This window comes from Pasteuria penetrans (genome assembly GCF_900538055.1).
In the GTDB taxonomy this organism is placed as follows: domain Bacteria; phylum Bacillota; class Bacilli; order Thermoactinomycetales; family Thermoactinomycetaceae; genus Pasteuria; species Pasteuria penetrans.
This window is the reverse complement of record NZ_UZAC03000001.1, coordinates 70,479-87,040: the sequence shown is the minus strand read 5'-3', so window position 1 is coordinate 87,040 and position 16,562 is coordinate 70,479. Positions and strand designations below refer to the sequence as shown.

Below are 16,562 nucleotides of genomic sequence, written 5' to 3'. Positions count from 1 at the left end.
GTTGTATGCTATTACTGTTGTTGCCCTTATTTAGCCCTATGCGACCCTATCCTTCTCACTTTTACATACGCAATTCCGATTACCCTTCGAGGAGGAGAATGAGCCGGCTAACACGCCCTCTCTGGTCCTCCTTTATCCAACGGTTAATCGTGCTAACAGCAAGGTTGTGCTGTCTAGATACCTGAACAACATGTTGCCTACCCCTGACCTGTTCAATTGCCCTCTGCTTGAATTCCAACGAAAATTTTCTCCGTGCCATTTCCATGTTCACCCTTTACGGGGAACCAGCTTCCATTATACCCATCTGGACCCAGTTATAACAGGGGGCCTAATAGTTTGCATATATACCATGGGCATGCTAGCATAGAATTGTTTGTTGTTGGTGGAAGTTTGGTATTTGGTATATATAAAAAAATTATTTTATTAATAACTTAGAGGAGGTTTTTTATAGCATGTTCGATGCAGGAATGAATAAAGAATCCTTGGGTGTTGGATCAAAAATATGGATAATAATGGCTGGTTATCTAGATTCGTTTACCCAACGATTGCGTCGCGTGTCCTATTCCATCATATATATTTTTTGTTTATATACAGTACTTTTTGTACTTCCCTCCCCTGTTTTTGCTTCGGATGAGATAACGTCAGGACAGCAACAACAGCAGCAGCCACAGCAGCAAGAGGATGAGTGGAAATTGAATAAAGTAGAGGGGTCACACGAAGCGAAGAAGCGACCACAAGAGCCGCTGCAGCTACAACAATCGACGAGGGAAATACCGCTCGAAGGTCAGGGTGATCAGCCGAGCTCGGATCCAAGGAAGTGGAAATTGAATAAAGTAGAGGGGTCACACGAAGCGAAGAAGCGACCACAAGAGCCGCTGCAGCTACAACAATCGACGAGGGAAATACCGCTCGAAGGTCAGGGTGATCAGTCGAGCTCGGATCCGAGGCCGGAAGGAAAATTACGTGAGCAGAAGAGGCAATATGAGGAGAATCAGGAGAAGCTGAAACCGATGTATGAGGCGCAGAAACGGTTTAAGCAGGAATTGGGACGGCAGAATGATAATGGCGTGGAACAGCCACAACGACAGCCCACTTCGTCAGGGGCACAAAAGAACCAGCAGCAACAACAACCGCTGCAACAGCAGTTGTTCCAACTGCAGCAACAGCACGATGAGGAGTTGCGACAACTGCAGCAACAGCCCACTTCGTCGGGGGCACAAAAGAACCAGCAGCAAAAACAACTGCTGCAACAGCAGTTGGAAAGACTGAAGGTGAAGGGACAAGAATGGTTCGGAAAGCGGGAAGAACTGCCGGAACAGCAAAAACAACTGCTGCAACAACAGAATTCAGCGGATCATGGTAATCAGGTGGAAGTGGATTCGAATCCATCCACTTCGTTGGGGGCACAACGACGGACTAAATATGCTAAGGAAACGAAGGAAAAGAAAGAAGAACTTGTAAATAAGTACCTCAATGCCCGAAAAAATGGCGACAAGATCAGTGTGTCTGAGTTTGCTATCGAAAATGGCATACCTGTTCGTACTTTCTACTATTGGTTGGAGAAACGACAACTACAATTGGATCCGAATTCATCCGCTTTGTCGGGGGCACAACAGCCACATCAGAACCAGCAGCTACAACAGCAGCAATCGGGACCAACACGGCAGGAACTGGGGCAAGAGTGGGATCAACTTTGTGGTTCCGGAAAAAGATCGCGTAGAGATCTAGGTTGCCAACTGACGAAGGAGCAATGGATGGACGGGAAGCTAAAAGAGAAACAGAATAGTAAGGTAGTGCCGAACAGTAGTACCGGTGATAGGGTCGATGCAAAAAGGGGGGGTGAAGAATCCGATCCGATCCATAAGGACAATGGAAGTAAAAAATCTAGCACGAGGTTTAAATCCAATATTGGATCCACAGCGAAGGGGGAAGTATTCAACACCGCTGAAGGTATGCAGGCAGAAGATGCTGCTGCCATGTCGGGTTCGGAACTGGGAGAGTATTTGGAAGAGAAATTTCCCCAATTGTCTTCCCTACCTGATTGGCTAAAGAGTTTTTCCGATCGGGTTGGGCCATTCATAGAAGATGCCCTTGGACTGAATACCTTTGGGACAGGTAGCGGACCTTACAGGGATATTTCGTCCAGGGAGCTTCGTGCCCGGATTAAGAGTGCTGAATCTAATCTGGAGTCAATAAAGAAGGAATCACTTATTTTTGGGTCCAAAAGGGAGGAAGACGAGAAGGAGGAGGAGATAAGTACGAGAGAGAAGACATTAAAGGAAATGAAGAGGGAAATGGATGATCGGAACTCGGGAAACATCTATAGGGAGGGTCTTCTTCAGCGTGGTCCACGTCCTAGGGATTCGCAGTCCTTTGACAAAGCTTCCTAGGGTATCGTGTTAAAAGTATGGACGGCACTGGTTTTGGGGGACCGTGCAGTTTCTTGTGGGGAGTGCCCCATCTACAAATCTAGTCTCACCTTTTGGTGAAGCAATTGATAACATTTTATTATGACACTGTTCCTGTTTTGTATCTTCGTGGGTATGGATCCCAGTATTTATCGGATGGATTCAACCCTTATCGACAGCTGTATCAGGAGACTGAGCCGCAATATGTTGATTTTCTTGGTGATTAGGATTTCGGTTCGTACGATGGCCAAACTTGCCCTACCTCTTCCTTCCGAATGGGAGATCTTCTTGCGACCAGATTGTGGTATGGCCGATGTGAACGAAGCCCAGGCCCATTCTTATAGGTCCCTCCTCCTTCTACCAGCGGATCACCTAACGGACAAGGTGAAATGGAGGGCAACACTGCTAGAGATTTGCCTAGTCCTCGAACACTTTGGGAACCAGTACAAGGAGTTCCAATCCACCCCAGTCCATATGCTGTTGCAAAGGGTGATAGGAGAGCAAACAGAGAGGGTTGAACAGGAAGGGCAAAAGAAACTCATGGTGCGTTCCACCTTACCATCAGGCAGTCTGCAAAGCCGCCCCTTCGATCCAGACGCCCAATGTCGTGTCCAAGGGTAAGCAATTGTGTAGAGGATATGTTTGTAACCTTGTCGAGGCCCGTGATGAGGAGAAGAAATTGAGTATAATCTCCCATGTAAATACCCAAGGAGCACTTCATTCCGATAAGGATTTCGGAGTTGACTATACATCCAACCGATATGTTGGGGAGAAAGGAAAATCCCAGTAAAAAAAGGGTAAGCGGGTTCAAGAGAGGAAAGGATGGAACGATCCATCGATGCCCTGGTGGCAAGACCCCCGACTCATCCACGTACCAACCCGGAGAGAATGGCAAGGGTAAGATGGTGGCCCGCTTCCATGAGGGGACCTGCGGGGGATGTAAATTTGCCGAGCACTGTGCCGCCAAACCTCTGAAGAGGGGGGGAGGGTCCTGCGCACCACGGATCAGTCCTATTCAACGGCGGGAACAACGGGACAAAATGGAGCACCCGGGATACAAAGAGAAGGGTAATCGTCGTGCGGCTGTGGAGAGGGTTTGTTCTTCTATGAAGAATCGTTTTCAGGCGGCCAAAATGAAGGTGCGTGGTAAGACGAGGGTGGCACGGGCCATGATGGCAAAAGGATCTGCTCATCATTGATCCCAGGCCGTTCGTTATCCTCAAAAGAAGATCAGGAAGATAAGGATAAGATCACCAATAACTACATAGGGTTTAATATATAATACTATTTAAATAAAAAATAAAATTCGACTTCATGTCGGTTTCTTTGGTATGCGCAAAAGGGGCGAGATAGGAACCGGTTCCTATGATCCCACGGTGATTTCGGTGGTTCAACAAAAGATAACCGATCGCACGAAATTTTCAGGTGCAATTCCCCAGAAAGGGGTACCTTTCCACTCCAAAGAACTTACGCTGTAAATACTCAAACAGACTGTTTTATACTCATTAACAATACAAACATTTCCATAACACATCATTTAATCTACAAAAATATTTTAATAAGTTTGATACCTTTTTTCGCGGTAGCACCAGGAAGAAGAACCCTGGGATGAACTGGATAACTCCAATGAGCATCGATTTCCAATTATATTGACGATTGTGCCAGGAAGGCACCTTGATTTTAGATTGTTATGTTCATCTTAATAAACTATATGTATATTTTATTTCTATAAATATTATTACACGATATCGATATCAATAAACATATTTTGGGGTAGTAATACTTATAGACGCAAATGGGGGAGGGCTGTTCGCGCCCCTCCCTATGGAAAAACATTGGATGTTGCTGAAAAGACAGCAGTAAGCGATAACACAGTAGTAAAAATTATTTTTGTATTCTTTCCCACTCCAAATCTTCCCCTTACTCCTTTTGGAACGATTGCAAGCGGATCCTCGTTGGGAATGACCGTGGTTCTATGGGTTGCCAAGGAGGATCATGGGCTGCTCTCTAGATTCTATCGACAACCACCTATTGCGCCTCATAGTACCACTTCTGCAACTGTGATGCTATGGATTGGAGATTTTAAATTTGGGGTTGCTTGATCCTCCTTTCCAAAATATGTCTTACCGATGTGCAGGGTTGCATTGTGTGCCCTTCTTTTCAGGAAATCACCTTGCCCTGTGCTATAATGAAAGGGATAATCCATGGGGGGAAGTCTGAGCAACTAGCCATGCCTGAAGGGGGGGTGGAGAATGCGTTCGGTTCTAGGGGTTGCCCTGTTGATTGTGGGTTTGTTGATGCTCTTAGTTATCCTCTTGCAACCGGGAAGTTCAGGGGGGTTGGCTGGTTTCATTACCGGCGGATCAGAGAACACGGGCAAGGCGAAGGCACGTGGGATGGATGCCCTCCTGCATCGATCAACCATTGTTTTTGCAGTAATTTTTGCAGTGATCCTGATTCTTTTTAATTTTTGGGGGTAGGGAAATCCGTCATTGTGGACGAGTCCCTGGCCATTTGGGTACCCCGCTTTGGAATGGAGGTGCCGAGCTGGAGAGGGGAGAAGGTTTATCAACGTGATTACGGAACAGGATTTGCAGGAGTTTATGAGTCAACCTAACTATCGGTCTCTTACCAAGAAGGGTTTGATGAAGAAGTTAGGGATTTCTCCCACTGCAGAGGGGGAATTCGGGGATTTATTGAGGACTATGAGCGACAGAGGCATGCTGGTGGAGACACGCGGGCGACGTTACGGTTTACCCGAACATTTTCAGTTTGTTCGTGGGGTTTTGCAGGGCAATTCGCGGGGTTTCGGTTTTGTTGTCCCGGGGGATATGCCAGGCGAGGATATTCATATTCGTCGCAATGATCTCAATGGGGCTATGGATCGGGATGTCGTTTGGGTTCGTATTCACCGCAGAGTGAATCGATATGGCAGTGGTGACCGTCCAGAAGGTAGAGTTGTCCGTGTTCTTCGGCGGGGGCGTAGTCGGTTGGTAGGTACCTTTATCGACTTACGTGAGCATCTGCGGGTAAAGGCATATTCCCCCGAGCCCTGTTGGGCGGTTGTGCCGGACGAGAAGAAGATACTATTGGATTTTGTCATGATACCGGATCATTGGCGGGGGGCGGTTACCCCTGGGTCTAAAGTGGTAGTTGCTTTACATCCGGATGATGAGAATCAGGGAGTCCTTGGGGAAATCATCCAGATTTTAGGTCATAGTAGTGACCCAGGCGTGGATATACTGACTATCATTTGCAAATACGACTTGCCATTGGAGTTTCCTGAAGAGGTTTTACAGGAGGCGAGAGGGGTTTCCTCTTCCCCTCCCGTGGAGGACGATCCCGTGGAGCGCCGGGATCTTCGCCAACGGAGAATGGTTACCATTGATGGTGAGGATGCCAAGGATTTGGATGATGCCGTTTCGATCGAGTCTCTCGGGGATCACAGGGTCCGATTGGGTGTCCATATAGCCGATGTTTCCCATTATGTCAGGGCGGGGACGGCTTTGGACAAGGAGGCGGCGCGGCGCGGTTGTAGCGTTTACCTAGTAGATCGTGTGCTACCTATGCTTCCCCCTGAGCTTTCCAATGGGGTGTGTAGTCTGTACCCCCGTCAGGATCGACTCACCATAACATGTGATATGGAAATCGATGTACGGAGCGGGAAGCAAATTTCCTATGAGATATATCCGAGTCTCATTTCTACCCAGGATCGAATGACGTACACACAGGTTCGTTGCCTCTTGAGCGAAGGGGAGGAGGTAGGGTACCAGGCGCTGGCGGCCCGTTACGCCACCCTCCTAGATGATTTCCAACAGATGAAACGTTTGGCTTTGCTGCTACGGGGTCTCCGGTTGCAGCGTGGTGCTATTGATTTTGACGTGCCTGAATCTATCGTTCGTTTGGACGAGCAAGGGAAACCGGTGGGTGTTTTCCGTCGTCCCTCCTCCATCGCTGAGCAGCTGATCGAGGAATTTATGCTAGCCGCTAATGAGACAGTGGCGGGGCATCTGCGTCGGGCCAGGATACCTTCCCTCCATCGCGTTCATGAGCAACCCGATGGGGAGAAGTTGCAAGCCTTTTATGAATTCATTGCCCGAATGGGGTACCATGTGCGTGGGCGTTCAGAGCAGGTCCAGCCTCGGAATTTGCAGCGTTTGCTTATGAAGGTAAAGGGGACCCCCGGTGAATATGTGATTAGTACTATGTTGCTCCGCTCCATGAAGCAGGCGAAATATGCGCCAGAGTGTCTAGGCCATTTTGGTTTAGCGGCGGAATGTTATACCCATTTTACCTCCCCCATTCGGAGGTATCCTGACCTCATCATCCACCGTATTCTTCGTCAGACGTGGGGATCCCTGCGCCGTTGGTCAGCGGAGGAAATAGAAGTGGAGAACGAAAATCTGGGGGAAATTGCCCAGAACTCCTCTCTCCGGGAACGAATAGCGATCGATGCAGAGCGTGAAGTATTGGATTGCAAGAAAACGGAATTCATGGCTGATAAAATTGGGGAAGAGTATGAGGGGATCATTAGTGGTGTTACCTCTTTTGGGATCTTTGTCTCCCTTCCTAGTACGATTGAGGGACTTGTTCATATCAGTTCCTTATGGGATGATTACTACGTATTTCATGTCCAAAATCAAATACTGGTGGGCGAAACTACAACAAGAACATTTCGTATTGGTGATTTCGTTCGTGTCATTGTGCACGCTGTCAATTGTAATGAGCAGCAGATTGACTTTCGCCTACTGACCCATAAAGGGGGGGAGTTTCCACGCCAACCGGATAGGGTGCGACGAGGTAAGGCCTACGCGGGGGTGCATTCACAGTCAGGATTCCCACGAACTGGGAGAACAGCTAGGGGAAAGGACAAGAGTGCGTCTGCCGTTGTGCATCGTAGTCGGAAGAAAACGAGGGTTAAGTCCGATACGCGTTTCCGACGCGGTGGTGTGAAGACAAATCGGAGCCGTAACGGTTGATGAGGGGGGCCCATGGGTAAGGATAAGGATTCTGGAATCAAAGTACTAGTTCGCAATCGTAAGGCGCGTTTCCATTATGAAATTATTGAAACCCTGGAAGCGGGTATTGTTTTGACGGGCACGGAGATTAAATCCCTTCGTCAGTGCAAGGCGCACGTGGAGGAGGCCTATGCCCGTATCCTGAATGGCGAGTTGGTAATTTTGGGCATGCATATCAGTCCCTTTGAACCCGGGAATCGTTACAACGTGGATCCCCTGCGAACGCGAAAATTATTGCTCCACCGTCGTCAGATCGATCGTCTGGTGGGGAGAATTAAGAGAGAGGGCTTGACCATTGTGCCTCTTTCCATCTACCTACGCCGCGGTTGGGCCAAGATGGAGATTGCCGTGGCCCGGGGTAAGAAGCGCCATGATAAGAGGGCGGTCCTCGCGGAGCGTGATGCCAAACGCTCTATGGATAGGGCTCGTAAGCTGGCCCATCGAATCTAATTTCCTGGTTTGTACTTTCAACATCTTCCATTTGCGTCCTGTAAACTTTGTATGCTACAATGAAGGCCACCCGGGGGCGTACTTGGTCTCGACGGGGATTGGTCGAGCGTCTGTAGCGAGCCGGCGGGTTGCGTCGTCGTTACCAACGCAGAAGATAAATATAACTGGCAAAGCTAAAAGAGGTTTCCAAAACTTCGAATCCCCAATGGCGATGGCTGCCTAAGGCAGTTCTCTCTTTTGGGCGGCCGGGCGTGCCTCGCCTATGGGCGTGTCCGTGCCTCATCTAAAGTAGGCTAGTGATTCAGGTCCGCCGCGGGCCGAATTCACGAGGCAGGGCAGCGGCTAGTCTTTCCACTCCGGTGGCCCTGTTCGGGTGGGAAGGCGAAAGAGAAACGGTGGCTGCGCTCGGAGAAGCAGACGTGGCGAGATCTTCGGACAGCGGTTCGATTCCGCTCGCCTCCATTGAAGTATGTGCTGATGTAGCTCAGTTGGTAGAGCACTTCACTCGTAATGAAGGGGTCGCGGGTTCGATTCCTGCCATCAGCACCAGGAAATTGTATCTTTTCGTCTTCTGGGGACCGCGCCAAGGGCATTTGTGCCGTTGGCTTGTTTCAGGTTCCGAGGTAGGGAATTTTTTGTTCTTTTGTGTCTGAATCGAGTGGCAGTTTCTATCACGAGGGGGAGTTCTCATTAATCCTTTGTACGTGATCGTGTTGGCTGCGGGTCTTGGCAAACGGATGCGATCCTCGTTGCCTAAGGTTCTTCATCCTGTTTGTGGTCAGGCAATGTTGGATCATGTGATTCAGCGGGCGCAGGCTATGAGACCGGTGCGGATGTTTGTGGTTGTGGGAAATCAGGGAGCAAGGATTCGTGAGTCGAGGGAGGGGAGTTCATCTTCCCTGTTGCAGTTCGTGGTACAGACGCAACAGCGCGGAACGGGCCATGCTGTTGCACAGGTGGTTCCCTATTTGCAGGGGGTGCAGGGGGATGTGTTGGTGCTCAATGGCGATCATCCCTTGATTCTGCAAGAAACCCTTGTGCAATTGAGAAATGAACACCAGGAGAGCGGCGCCTGTATGACTGTGTTGTCCGCCGTGTTGGATGAGCCTAGGGGGTATGGACGTATTGTGCGTGGTGGGTCCGGGGACGTAGTAGCTATCAGGGAGGATCGTGATGCCAATACATCGGAAAAATTGATTGATGAGGTGAATACAGGTACCTACATTTTCTCCGTGGAACCCTTGTTGGCTGCCCTACCGCAGTTGGATGATTGCAATGCGCAGGGGGAGTATTATTTGCCTGACGTATTGCATTATTTCCGTCAACAGAACCAGAGGATTGCTGTGGTTCGGGTTGCACAGGCTACGGAAGCCCTGGGGGTGAACGATCGGCGCCAGTTGGCGGTGGCTGAACAGGTGATGCGTCACCGTATTCTAGGGGTTCATTGGGATAATGGGGTGACCATTGTAGATCCTGTCCGTACGTACATAGAGGCCGGCGTACAAATGGGCCGCGATACGGTGGTGCATCCTGATACCTTTCTTCGGGGTGGGACCGTGGTTGGTGAGCATTGTTCCCTCGGTCCGGGACTCGATGCTATGGATATGGTATGTGGTCGGGATGTAGTCATTCGGCATGCGGTGGTAGAGGGGGTTCGTTTGGCGGATGGGGTTCATGTGGGTCCTTATGCCCACCTCCGACCTGGGGTGGAACTGGAGGAGGGGGTTAAGATTGGTTCCTTTGTAGACATGAAAAAGTCCCACTTGGGTGCGCACAGTAAGGTTCCCCATCTGGCGTACGTGGGGGACGCTGAGGTGGGGAAGGGGGTCAATATAGGTTGCGGTGCTATCACTGTCAACTATGACGGACAGAACAAGCACACGACCCATATCGAAGATCGGGCTTTTATAGGTTGCAATGTCAGCTTGGTTGCCCCCGTACGGATAGGGAAGGCGGCCCTTGTTGCAGCGGGATCCACGGTGACGGAGGATGTTCCTGGGGATTCTCTGGCTATTGCACGAGGACGTCAGGTCATCAAATCTGACTATGCGAGACGTTGGTTGAAGGAAGGGCCGAAATGACGCAGAGGGGCAGGGTGCCATGTCACATTTCCGCTTACAAATTTTTAGCTGTAACTCAAATGTGGTTTTAGCCAAGCGGATTTGCGAGCACATTGGCATACCGCTGGGGGATGCCCACGTGGGTAGCTTCAGCGATGGTGAAATTTGTGTTAAGCTCAATGAAAGCGTACGCGGCTCTGATGTTTATGTGGTTCAATCTACCTGTGCCCCTGTGAATCATCATCTGATGGAGCTACTAGTCATGGTGGATGCCCTGCGGCGCGCTTCCGCTGGGACCATCAATGTCGTGATGCCGTACTATGGCTATGCTCGACAGGACCGAAAAACGCGTGCTCGTGACCCCATCACCGCCAAACTGGTGGCAAACTTGATTGAGACGGCGGGGGCGGATCGGTTGATCTCGATGGATTTGCATGCAACACAGATCCAAGGTTTTTTTAACATTCCGGTAGATCATTTGGTAGGCGTGTCGATCCTGGCGGAATATTTTCTTGATAAGGGTTTGCGTGACCCCGTGGTGGTTTCACCCGATCACGGGGGTGTTATTCGTGCACGCCGATTGGCGGAGCACCTTTCCGCGCCCATCGCCATCATTGACAAACGGCGCCCGGAGGCTAATGTGGCTGAGGCGATGAACATCATTGGTGATGTTGGGGATCGAACGGTAGTTATTGTGGACGATATTATTGATACGGCGGGGACTATCATAACGGCCATGGATGCGTTATTACAACGGGGGGCTCGCGGTGTGTATGTTTGTTGCACGCATGCGGTTCTCTCTGGACCGGCTATCACGCGGTTGAAGTCCTCTAAAATAGCGGAGTTGGTGGTTACAGATACGATCCCCCTGGATGAGGGTAAGAGGCTGTCTATTATGCGTGTGCGTTCGGTGGCTTCCCTTATGGGGGAGGCGATCATTCGTGTCCATAATGAGCAATCGGTGAGCAAGTTATTTCACTAGATGTGTTTCATTTTCACACATGAGTTGGGGAAGTTCGTAGAGTAGGAAACGGAGTAAAGAGAGGGTGGCTGATCGTGATCGTGTTGGAAGCAGAGCCCCGTTCTTCGGAGGGGCCCAAGCGTGCTCTGAATCGTTTGCGGAAAAATGGTCGTGTTCCAGGTGTTGTTTATGGCGGAGGTAATCTGGTGGGTTCGGTTCATGTGGACCAGGCCACTTTCTCTAAGGAGGTGCTGGGATCAAAACATTCCTTTTTCACTCTGCGGTTCAAAGGGGAGGATTACCTCGTTTTGGTGCGTTCGGTGCAAAGGGATCCTGTGTGGGGAAAGTTACTACATATTGATTTCTTGACAGTTCAGCCTGATCGCAGGTTAGAGGTGGAGGTTCCCATTCGTTTGATGGGCTCGGCTCGCGGTGTCAAGGAGGGGGGAATTTTACAAACCGGGGTTCGGTCCCTGTTGGTGCGTTGTTTGCCCCATCAAATGCCCTCTGATCTTACGGTGGATGTGACTCCCCTATCGGTAGGACAGACGTTGACATCATCTCACGTTTCTTTACCGGAAGGCGTTCAGCTGATTTCGGAGTCGGATGTCATTGTGGTTTCGGTTGTTCAGAAGCAGCGCAGTGGTGACGGAAGGGCCATTACACCAAAGGGGGATGGGGCTGCCGCTTTATGAAGGTGGTGGTTGGTCTGGGTAACCCCGGCAGGAGGTATGCGTCCACTCGGCATAATATGGGTTTTTGGGTGGTGGATCAGTTTGTCCAACAGGTTCGGGCTGTCTGGAAGCTACAGGGGGCTATCCAGATAGCTGACACGATGATTAAGGGTGAGGGGTTCGTGCAGAAGATCGTTCTGCTCAAACCCCTCACCTATATGAATTTGTCAGGCCGGGCTGTTTGTGAGTGGCTGTCCTCTCAACAACCCTTGGTATACGACAGGATGTGTGTGGTTCATGATGATGTTTCCCTGCCGTTGGGTCGATTACGGTTGCGGTATCGTGGTAGTTCCGGTGGTCACAATGGTTTGTCTTCCATCCTTGAGTCCCTGGGTACCCAGGATATACCACGGCTCCGTATTGGGGTAGGTTCGCCTGCAGAGGGTGTTTCGTTGACAGATCATGTATTGGGTGGGTTCTCCCCTTCAGAACAGGAATTGGCTCTGGCTGTTGTTAGTAGGTCCGTACAGGCTGTTTCGATGTGGGGGTTGGCGCCCACGGCGGAGCGGGCCATGCAGGAGATCAACCGGCCAGTGGGGGAATGATTCCTTTTCTCCTGCCCCTGGCATGTTTTTTTTTCCTGCGGTGATACTAGAAGCAGGGTCGTCACCGCGGGGGTGGAGAGAAATTGACGCAATGGGAGTATATATGCCGGCATTGCAAGCGCCGATTGGGGACATTGGTGGGAAATATCTTTTCGGACGAACAGCTGGGTTTGGATCGATTGACCGCTGAGGAGCGGATCGATATAATAACGGAGAGTGCGATGGGTGGTTGCCAAGTACGTGTTGTGTGTGAGGATTGCCAACAGGCGTTGGAAAGCAATCCGGAGTTGTCGTTGACTCCTTATTTGTTCCATTAGGATAGAGGGAGGGTTCTCTGTGTCCCATAGGGACCCCTAGCCTCCGTTTCCCCTGTTTGGGATTTGTAGATAGGTTGGTCTTGGCTGCTTGTGCCGAGGCTTCTTTTCCGTTTGGTGGCAGATCTATCCAACGGTGGGAATGCCTCCACGCGGCTCATCGGAAGGTTCTTCGTCCTATGTGTAAAGGCAAAGGGGAAGCAATGCGAATTTGTTGTCAATGGCAGAGGAGGAGCCCGTTTGGAATCATTACTCCGTTTCGTTTTCCGTGATCGGGACTTCATCACGGTGACAACGAATCTGAAGAAGGGAATGTCCGAGCAACTAGTCACCGGGTTGGCGGGCGCAGCGCGTTTTCTTTATGTAGCGGCTTGGTATCGTATCCTGGAACGGCCCGTGGTTGTTGTGGCCCATAATGCCTCCGCGGCCCAAAAGGCCTATGAGGATTTGTGTGAGCTTTTGCCTGCTCAAGAGGTATTGCTCTATCCATCACATGCCTGGACAACGGCGCGGACTGCTGAGCTTACGCAGGAGGAAGCGACAACGTTAGGTGATCGTATTAAGGTTCTCTCCTGCTTGGCAGGGGGATTTTCTGGTGTGCTCGTTCTTCCACTCCCTTTATTGCGAAAATTCTTTTTATCAAGACAAGCTTTTTCGGCAGCACATCAACATTTGCATGTAGGGATGGACGCTGGGTTAGGATCTGTACAGGAGGCCCTGTTGTCGGTGGGGTATAGGCGTGTAAATCGGGTTGAGCAATCAGGTGATATGAGTGTCCGCGGCGGTATTTTGGATCTTTATCCCCCCACCTTTGCTCACCCGTTGCGTGTTGAGTGGGGCGAGGATGCGATTGCTTCGTTACGGGATTTTGATGTTATTGGTCAACGCTCCATTTCCGCGCGGAAGAAGGTCAGGATACCTCCAGCAAGGGAGTACTTTGCCTCTCCAGAGCAGTGCAAAAGGGCAGGTGTTCAGTTGGAACGCATGTTGCAGGAACATTTGTCGACATTGCGGGAAACAGCACTCCGTGCGGCTTATCAGGAGGGTGTTGGCAGAGATGTGGTGCAGTTGCAGTCAGGTAGATGTTCCGCGTCTATCATGTATAAGTATCTTCGTTTGATTCATCCTGATGCGGAGAGTTTACTTACTTATATCCCTGATCACGCGCTTTTTGTATTGGATGAGCCGGCACGCATTTATGAAAACAATAAACAGGTAGAAAAAGAGGAGGCAGAATGGCAGGTTTCTTCCTATAGCCAGGGGGAGATGTTGCCTTCCCTCCCCATTGTAAACCGACTGGATGAGCAATGGAATCTGGGAAAGAGGCAGCGTGTTCATCTGTCTCTGTTTTTGCGCCAGGTTCCGGGTGTGCACTCCCAACAGGCGGTGCAGGTTTTGTGTCGGAGTATGCAGCAGTTCCACGGTCAGATTCAGGTACTAAAGACGGAGTGGGAAAGATGGCGAAAGGCGAACTATCGGATCGTGGTCGTTGCCAGTACACAGGAGAGAATGCAACGTCTGATGCGTATGCTTATGGATTATCACATGGTTGCTCAGGTCCCCTCTGAGAGGGATCAACCCTCCTGTTTCGCGGGGGATGTGCCCCTGACACATATAGGTTCTCTATCCGGTGGTTTTGAACTCAGTTCGTTACGGTTGGCTGTATTGACGGAGAGTGAGATTTTTACGCAGCGTCAGCGTCGTGTGCGGCGGCATGCAACTAGCGATCATGCAGAGAAGATCAAGGATTACCAGGAGCTAAAACCCGGTGATTATGTTGTTCACATCAATCATGGAATTGGTTGTTACCAGGGAATTGAAACCCTTAAAGTGGGGGGGGTGCATAAGGATTATTTGCATGTTCAATACTCGGGGAACGATAAGTTATATGTACCCGTAGAACAGATTGATCAGGTACAAAAATACACTGGGGGGGAAGAGAAGAAGCCCAAGATCTATAGCCTGGGAAGTGCAGAGTGGGGACGGGTTAAGAATAAGGTTCAGTCATCAGTACAGGACATTGCCAAGGATCTTATCCATTTGTATTCCAAACGGCAACAGGCAAGGGGCTATGCCTTTTCGCAGGATACATCCTTACAGGCTGAATTTGAAGCGATGTTTCCCTACCAAGAGACTCCTGACCAGCTACGTTCTATCGAGGAGATCAAACGCGATATGGAGAAACTTCAGCCTATGGATCGGTTGCTTTGCGGTGATGTGGGTTATGGAAAAACGGAGGTTGCCATTCGGGCCGCTTTCAAGGCGGTCATGGATCGTAAGCAAGTTGCTGTTTTGGTGCCTACGACTATTTTGGCGCAACAGCATTATGAAACGTTCCGCGAGAGATTTTCGGGTTACCCAATTCATATAAGGGTCTTGAGTCGTTTTACCTCCCACAGGGAACAAAGGGAAATCATCCATGATTTGGCTATGGGTAGAATTCATATCGTAATTGGTACACATCGTCTCTTATCAAAGGATATAGCCTATGCCGATCTGGGTTTGTTGATTATCGATGAGGAGCAGCGTTTTGGTGTCAAGCATAAAGAGAAAATTAAGCAGGTTCAATCTTCCATTGACGTACTAACATTGTCAGCCACACCAATTCCGCGTACGCTCCATATGGCGATGATGGGGGCACGGGATTTGTCGGTGATCGAGACTCCACCAGAGAATCGTTTTCCTGTTCAGACTTATGTGCTGGAATATTCGGAAGTACTAGTACGGGAGGCATTGGATCGCGAACTTTCCCGCGGTGGACAAGTTTATTTTCTCTACAATCGTGTGGAAACGATTGATCAAATAGCGGAGCAATTACGATTCCTCGCCCCCAATGCTCGTATTTGTGTGGCCCATGGGCAGATGGCGGGTATGGAGTTGGAACAGACGATGTTCGATTTTTTGGATGGCAATTATGATGTTTTGGTGAGTACATCGATTATTGAAACGGGGGTGGACATTCCCAATGTGAATACACTCATCATTCATAGTGCGGAGCGTATGGGATTGTCACAGTTGTACCAATTGCGGGGGCGGGTGGGTCGTTCCAATCGGATTGCTTACGCCTACTTTACCTATCAGCGTGATAAGGTGCTTACAGAGGTAGCAGAGAAGCGTTTGCAGGCGATTAAGGAGTTTACCGATTTGGGTTCTGGTTTCAAAATTGCGATGCGTGATCTATCGATCCGTGGGGCAGGAAACATATTGGGTGCTGAGCAGCATGGTCATATTACAGCCGTGGGTTTTGATTTGTATACCAAGATGTTGAGGGATGCTGTGGCCGATCTGAAGAGTCAAGGGGATGGGCAGGAACGGAGATTGTCTGTGGCGACAACGAGGATAGAGATACAGTTGGATGTGAATGCCTATTTGCCTCTGACCTATATTAATAATGAGAACCAGAAGATCGAATGCTATCAACGCATACGTGCGGCGTCTACAGTACAGGAGATTGATGATGTAGCCGAAGAGTGGAAGGATCGCTTTGGTCCCTTCCCGGTCCCGGTTCGTGCCCTGATTCGGATGGCTATTTTGCGTACATACGCTATTCAGAATGGTGTACAGTCCATAGAACAGAAAGGTGAAGAGGTAACGATGAAGCTGGTTGCTTCCTGGGAGGAGGGTCGGGACAAGAACAAGTTGCTGAGTGTCGTTCATTCCTTTCGTGGGATGGTTCGTATTACTCCTCCCCGCCAGTTTACAGTGGTATTTCGAGGGGCTCTGGAGCCTTTGGCTTGGTTGGATCATCTGGAGGCATTTTTAGTGCAATTAGGGGGAAATAGGGCCAATCAACAACAGAGGGGGTCTCTCTCTCATGGATTTGCTCGGTCCACCAGGGGAGGAGAGGGGTAGATAGGTTATCCTTGATATGAGTATTCATTTTTGGGTTCACCCAGGGACGGTTCTGTTGAATTTTTGTTGACAACAGAGCGGTGTTCTCTGGGTATTTGCCGTGTTCCTATTTGCGATGCTGGGTTTGTTTACTTTGCCGAGTGGGGCTGTCCTTCTTGCATCATATAATATAATTAAATGTTGAATGAGAACAATAGTGAACCCAATCTATTTTCCCCCT

14 protein-coding genes, 1 tRNA gene and 1 other RNA gene are annotated in these 16,562 nt (G+C 49.8%); 15 read left to right on the top strand and 1 reads right to left on the bottom strand.

Annotated features, from left to right (window positions below; genetic code table 11):
* Positions 1–79 precede the first annotated feature (79 nt).
* Complete coding sequence (locus PPRES148_RS00395; protein WP_187820267.1) at positions 80–259, bottom strand: transposase; 180 nt, start codon at positions 257–259, stop codon at positions 80–82.
* A 193-nt stretch (positions 260–452) separates the two neighbouring features.
* On the opposite strand from PPRES148_RS00395, the gene PPRES148_RS00390 reads away from it, so the two are divergent.
* From PPRES148_RS00390 to mfd, 15 genes are all read left to right on the top strand, one after another.
* A complete protein-coding gene (locus tag PPRES148_RS00390; RefSeq protein ID WP_149452716.1) occupies positions 453–2,390 on the top strand; it encodes a hypothetical protein in 1,938 nt (645 codons plus the stop codon).
* 120 nt (positions 2,391–2,510) lie between these two features.
* A complete protein-coding gene (locus PPRES148_RS00385; protein WP_149452715.1) occupies positions 2,511–3,029 on the top strand; it encodes a hypothetical protein in 519 nt (172 codons plus the stop codon).
* Between the two features lie 119 nt (positions 3,030–3,148).
* Positions 3,149–3,607: a transposase gene (locus PPRES148_RS00380; RefSeq protein WP_149452714.1), complete on the top strand. Its 459-nt coding sequence runs from the start codon at positions 3,149–3,151 to the stop codon at positions 3,605–3,607.
* A 636-nt stretch (positions 3,608–4,243) separates the two neighbouring features.
* Positions 4,244–4,510 (top strand): hypothetical protein, encoded by a 267-nt coding sequence (locus PPRES148_RS00375; protein ID WP_149452713.1) that lies wholly within the window; start codon positions 4,244–4,246, stop codon positions 4,508–4,510.
* A 150-nt stretch (positions 4,511–4,660) separates the two neighbouring features.
* Entirely contained in the window at positions 4,661–4,888 is a 228-nt protein-coding gene (gene secG, locus PPRES148_RS00370) for a preprotein translocase subunit SecG (RefSeq protein ID WP_149452712.1), read from the top strand.
* A 93-nt stretch (positions 4,889–4,981) separates the two neighbouring features.
* The gene (gene rnr / locus PPRES148_RS00365) at positions 4,982–7,387 is read left to right on the top strand and encodes a ribonuclease R (protein WP_246142865.1); all 2,406 of its coding nucleotides are present in this window, start codon (positions 4,982–4,984) and stop codon (positions 7,385–7,387) included.
* Positions 7,388–7,399: 12 nt separating this feature from the next.
* Positions 7,400–7,876, top strand: coding sequence for an SsrA-binding protein SmpB (smpB, locus tag PPRES148_RS00360; protein ID WP_149452711.1), 477 nt, complete (start codon positions 7,400–7,402; stop codon positions 7,874–7,876).
* 72 nt (positions 7,877–7,948) lie between these two features.
* Positions 7,949–8,341: a transfer-messenger RNA gene (gene ssrA / locus PPRES148_RS00350) on the top strand.
* An 8-nt stretch (positions 8,342–8,349) separates the two neighbouring features.
* Positions 8,350–8,425 (top strand) — tRNA-Thr (locus PPRES148_RS00345).
* A gap of 155 nt (positions 8,426–8,580) precedes the next feature.
* Positions 8,581–9,957, top strand: coding sequence for a bifunctional UDP-N-acetylglucosamine diphosphorylase/glucosamine-1-phosphate N-acetyltransferase GlmU (gene glmU, locus PPRES148_RS00340; RefSeq protein WP_246142938.1), 1,377 nt, complete (start codon positions 8,581–8,583; stop codon positions 9,955–9,957).
* Positions 9,958–9,976: 19 nt separating this feature from the next.
* Complete coding sequence (locus tag PPRES148_RS00335; RefSeq protein WP_149452710.1) at positions 9,977–10,918, top strand: ribose-phosphate pyrophosphokinase; 942 nt, start codon at positions 9,977–9,979, stop codon at positions 10,916–10,918.
* Positions 10,919–10,992: 74 nt separating this feature from the next.
* Entirely contained in the window at positions 10,993–11,592 is a 600-nt protein-coding gene (locus PPRES148_RS00330; protein ID WP_187820265.1) for a 50S ribosomal protein L25, read from the top strand.
* Positions 11,589–12,176: an aminoacyl-tRNA hydrolase gene (pth, locus tag PPRES148_RS00325; RefSeq protein WP_149452708.1), complete on the top strand. Its 588-nt coding sequence runs from the start codon at positions 11,589–11,591 to the stop codon at positions 12,174–12,176. Before PPRES148_RS00330 ends, pth begins: the two co-directional genes overlap by 4 nt.
* A gap of 83 nt (positions 12,177–12,259) precedes the next feature.
* Positions 12,260–12,493 carry an anti-sigma-F factor Fin gene (locus PPRES148_RS00320; protein WP_149452707.1) on the top strand — a complete coding sequence of 78 codons (234 nt, stop codon included), beginning with the start codon at positions 12,260–12,262 and terminating at the stop codon, positions 12,491–12,493.
* A gap of 90 nt (positions 12,494–12,583) precedes the next feature.
* The gene (gene mfd, locus PPRES148_RS00315; protein WP_246142864.1) at positions 12,584–16,342 is read left to right on the top strand and encodes a transcription-repair coupling factor; all 3,759 of its coding nucleotides are present in this window, start codon (positions 12,584–12,586) and stop codon (positions 16,340–16,342) included.
* The last annotated feature ends 220 nt before the right edge of the window (positions 16,343–16,562 follow it).

Excerpts from the sequence above, each read along its gene's own strand:
- PPRES148_RS00335 (WP_149452710.1), top strand. The coding sequence starts at position 9,977 with ATGTCACATTTCCGCTTACAAATTTTTAGCTGTAACTCAAATGTGGTT.
- PPRES148_RS00385 (WP_149452715.1), top strand. The coding sequence starts at position 2,511 with ATGACACTGTTCCTGTTTTGTATCTTCGTGGGTATGGATCCCAGTATT.
- PPRES148_RS00390 (WP_149452716.1), top strand. The coding sequence starts at position 453 with ATGTTCGATGCAGGAATGAATAAAGAATCCTTGGGTGTTGGATCAAAA.
- pth (WP_149452708.1), top strand. The coding sequence starts at position 11,589 with ATGAAGGTGGTGGTTGGTCTGGGTAACCCCGGCAGGAGGTATGCGTCC.
- smpB (WP_149452711.1), top strand. The coding sequence starts at position 7,400 with ATGGGTAAGGATAAGGATTCTGGAATCAAAGTACTAGTTCGCAATCGT.
- PPRES148_RS00395 (WP_187820267.1), bottom strand. The coding sequence starts at position 259 with ATGGCACGGAGAAAATTTTCGTTGGAATTCAAGCAGAGGGCAATTGAA.
- secG (WP_149452712.1), top strand. The coding sequence starts at position 4,661 with ATGCGTTCGGTTCTAGGGGTTGCCCTGTTGATTGTGGGTTTGTTGATG.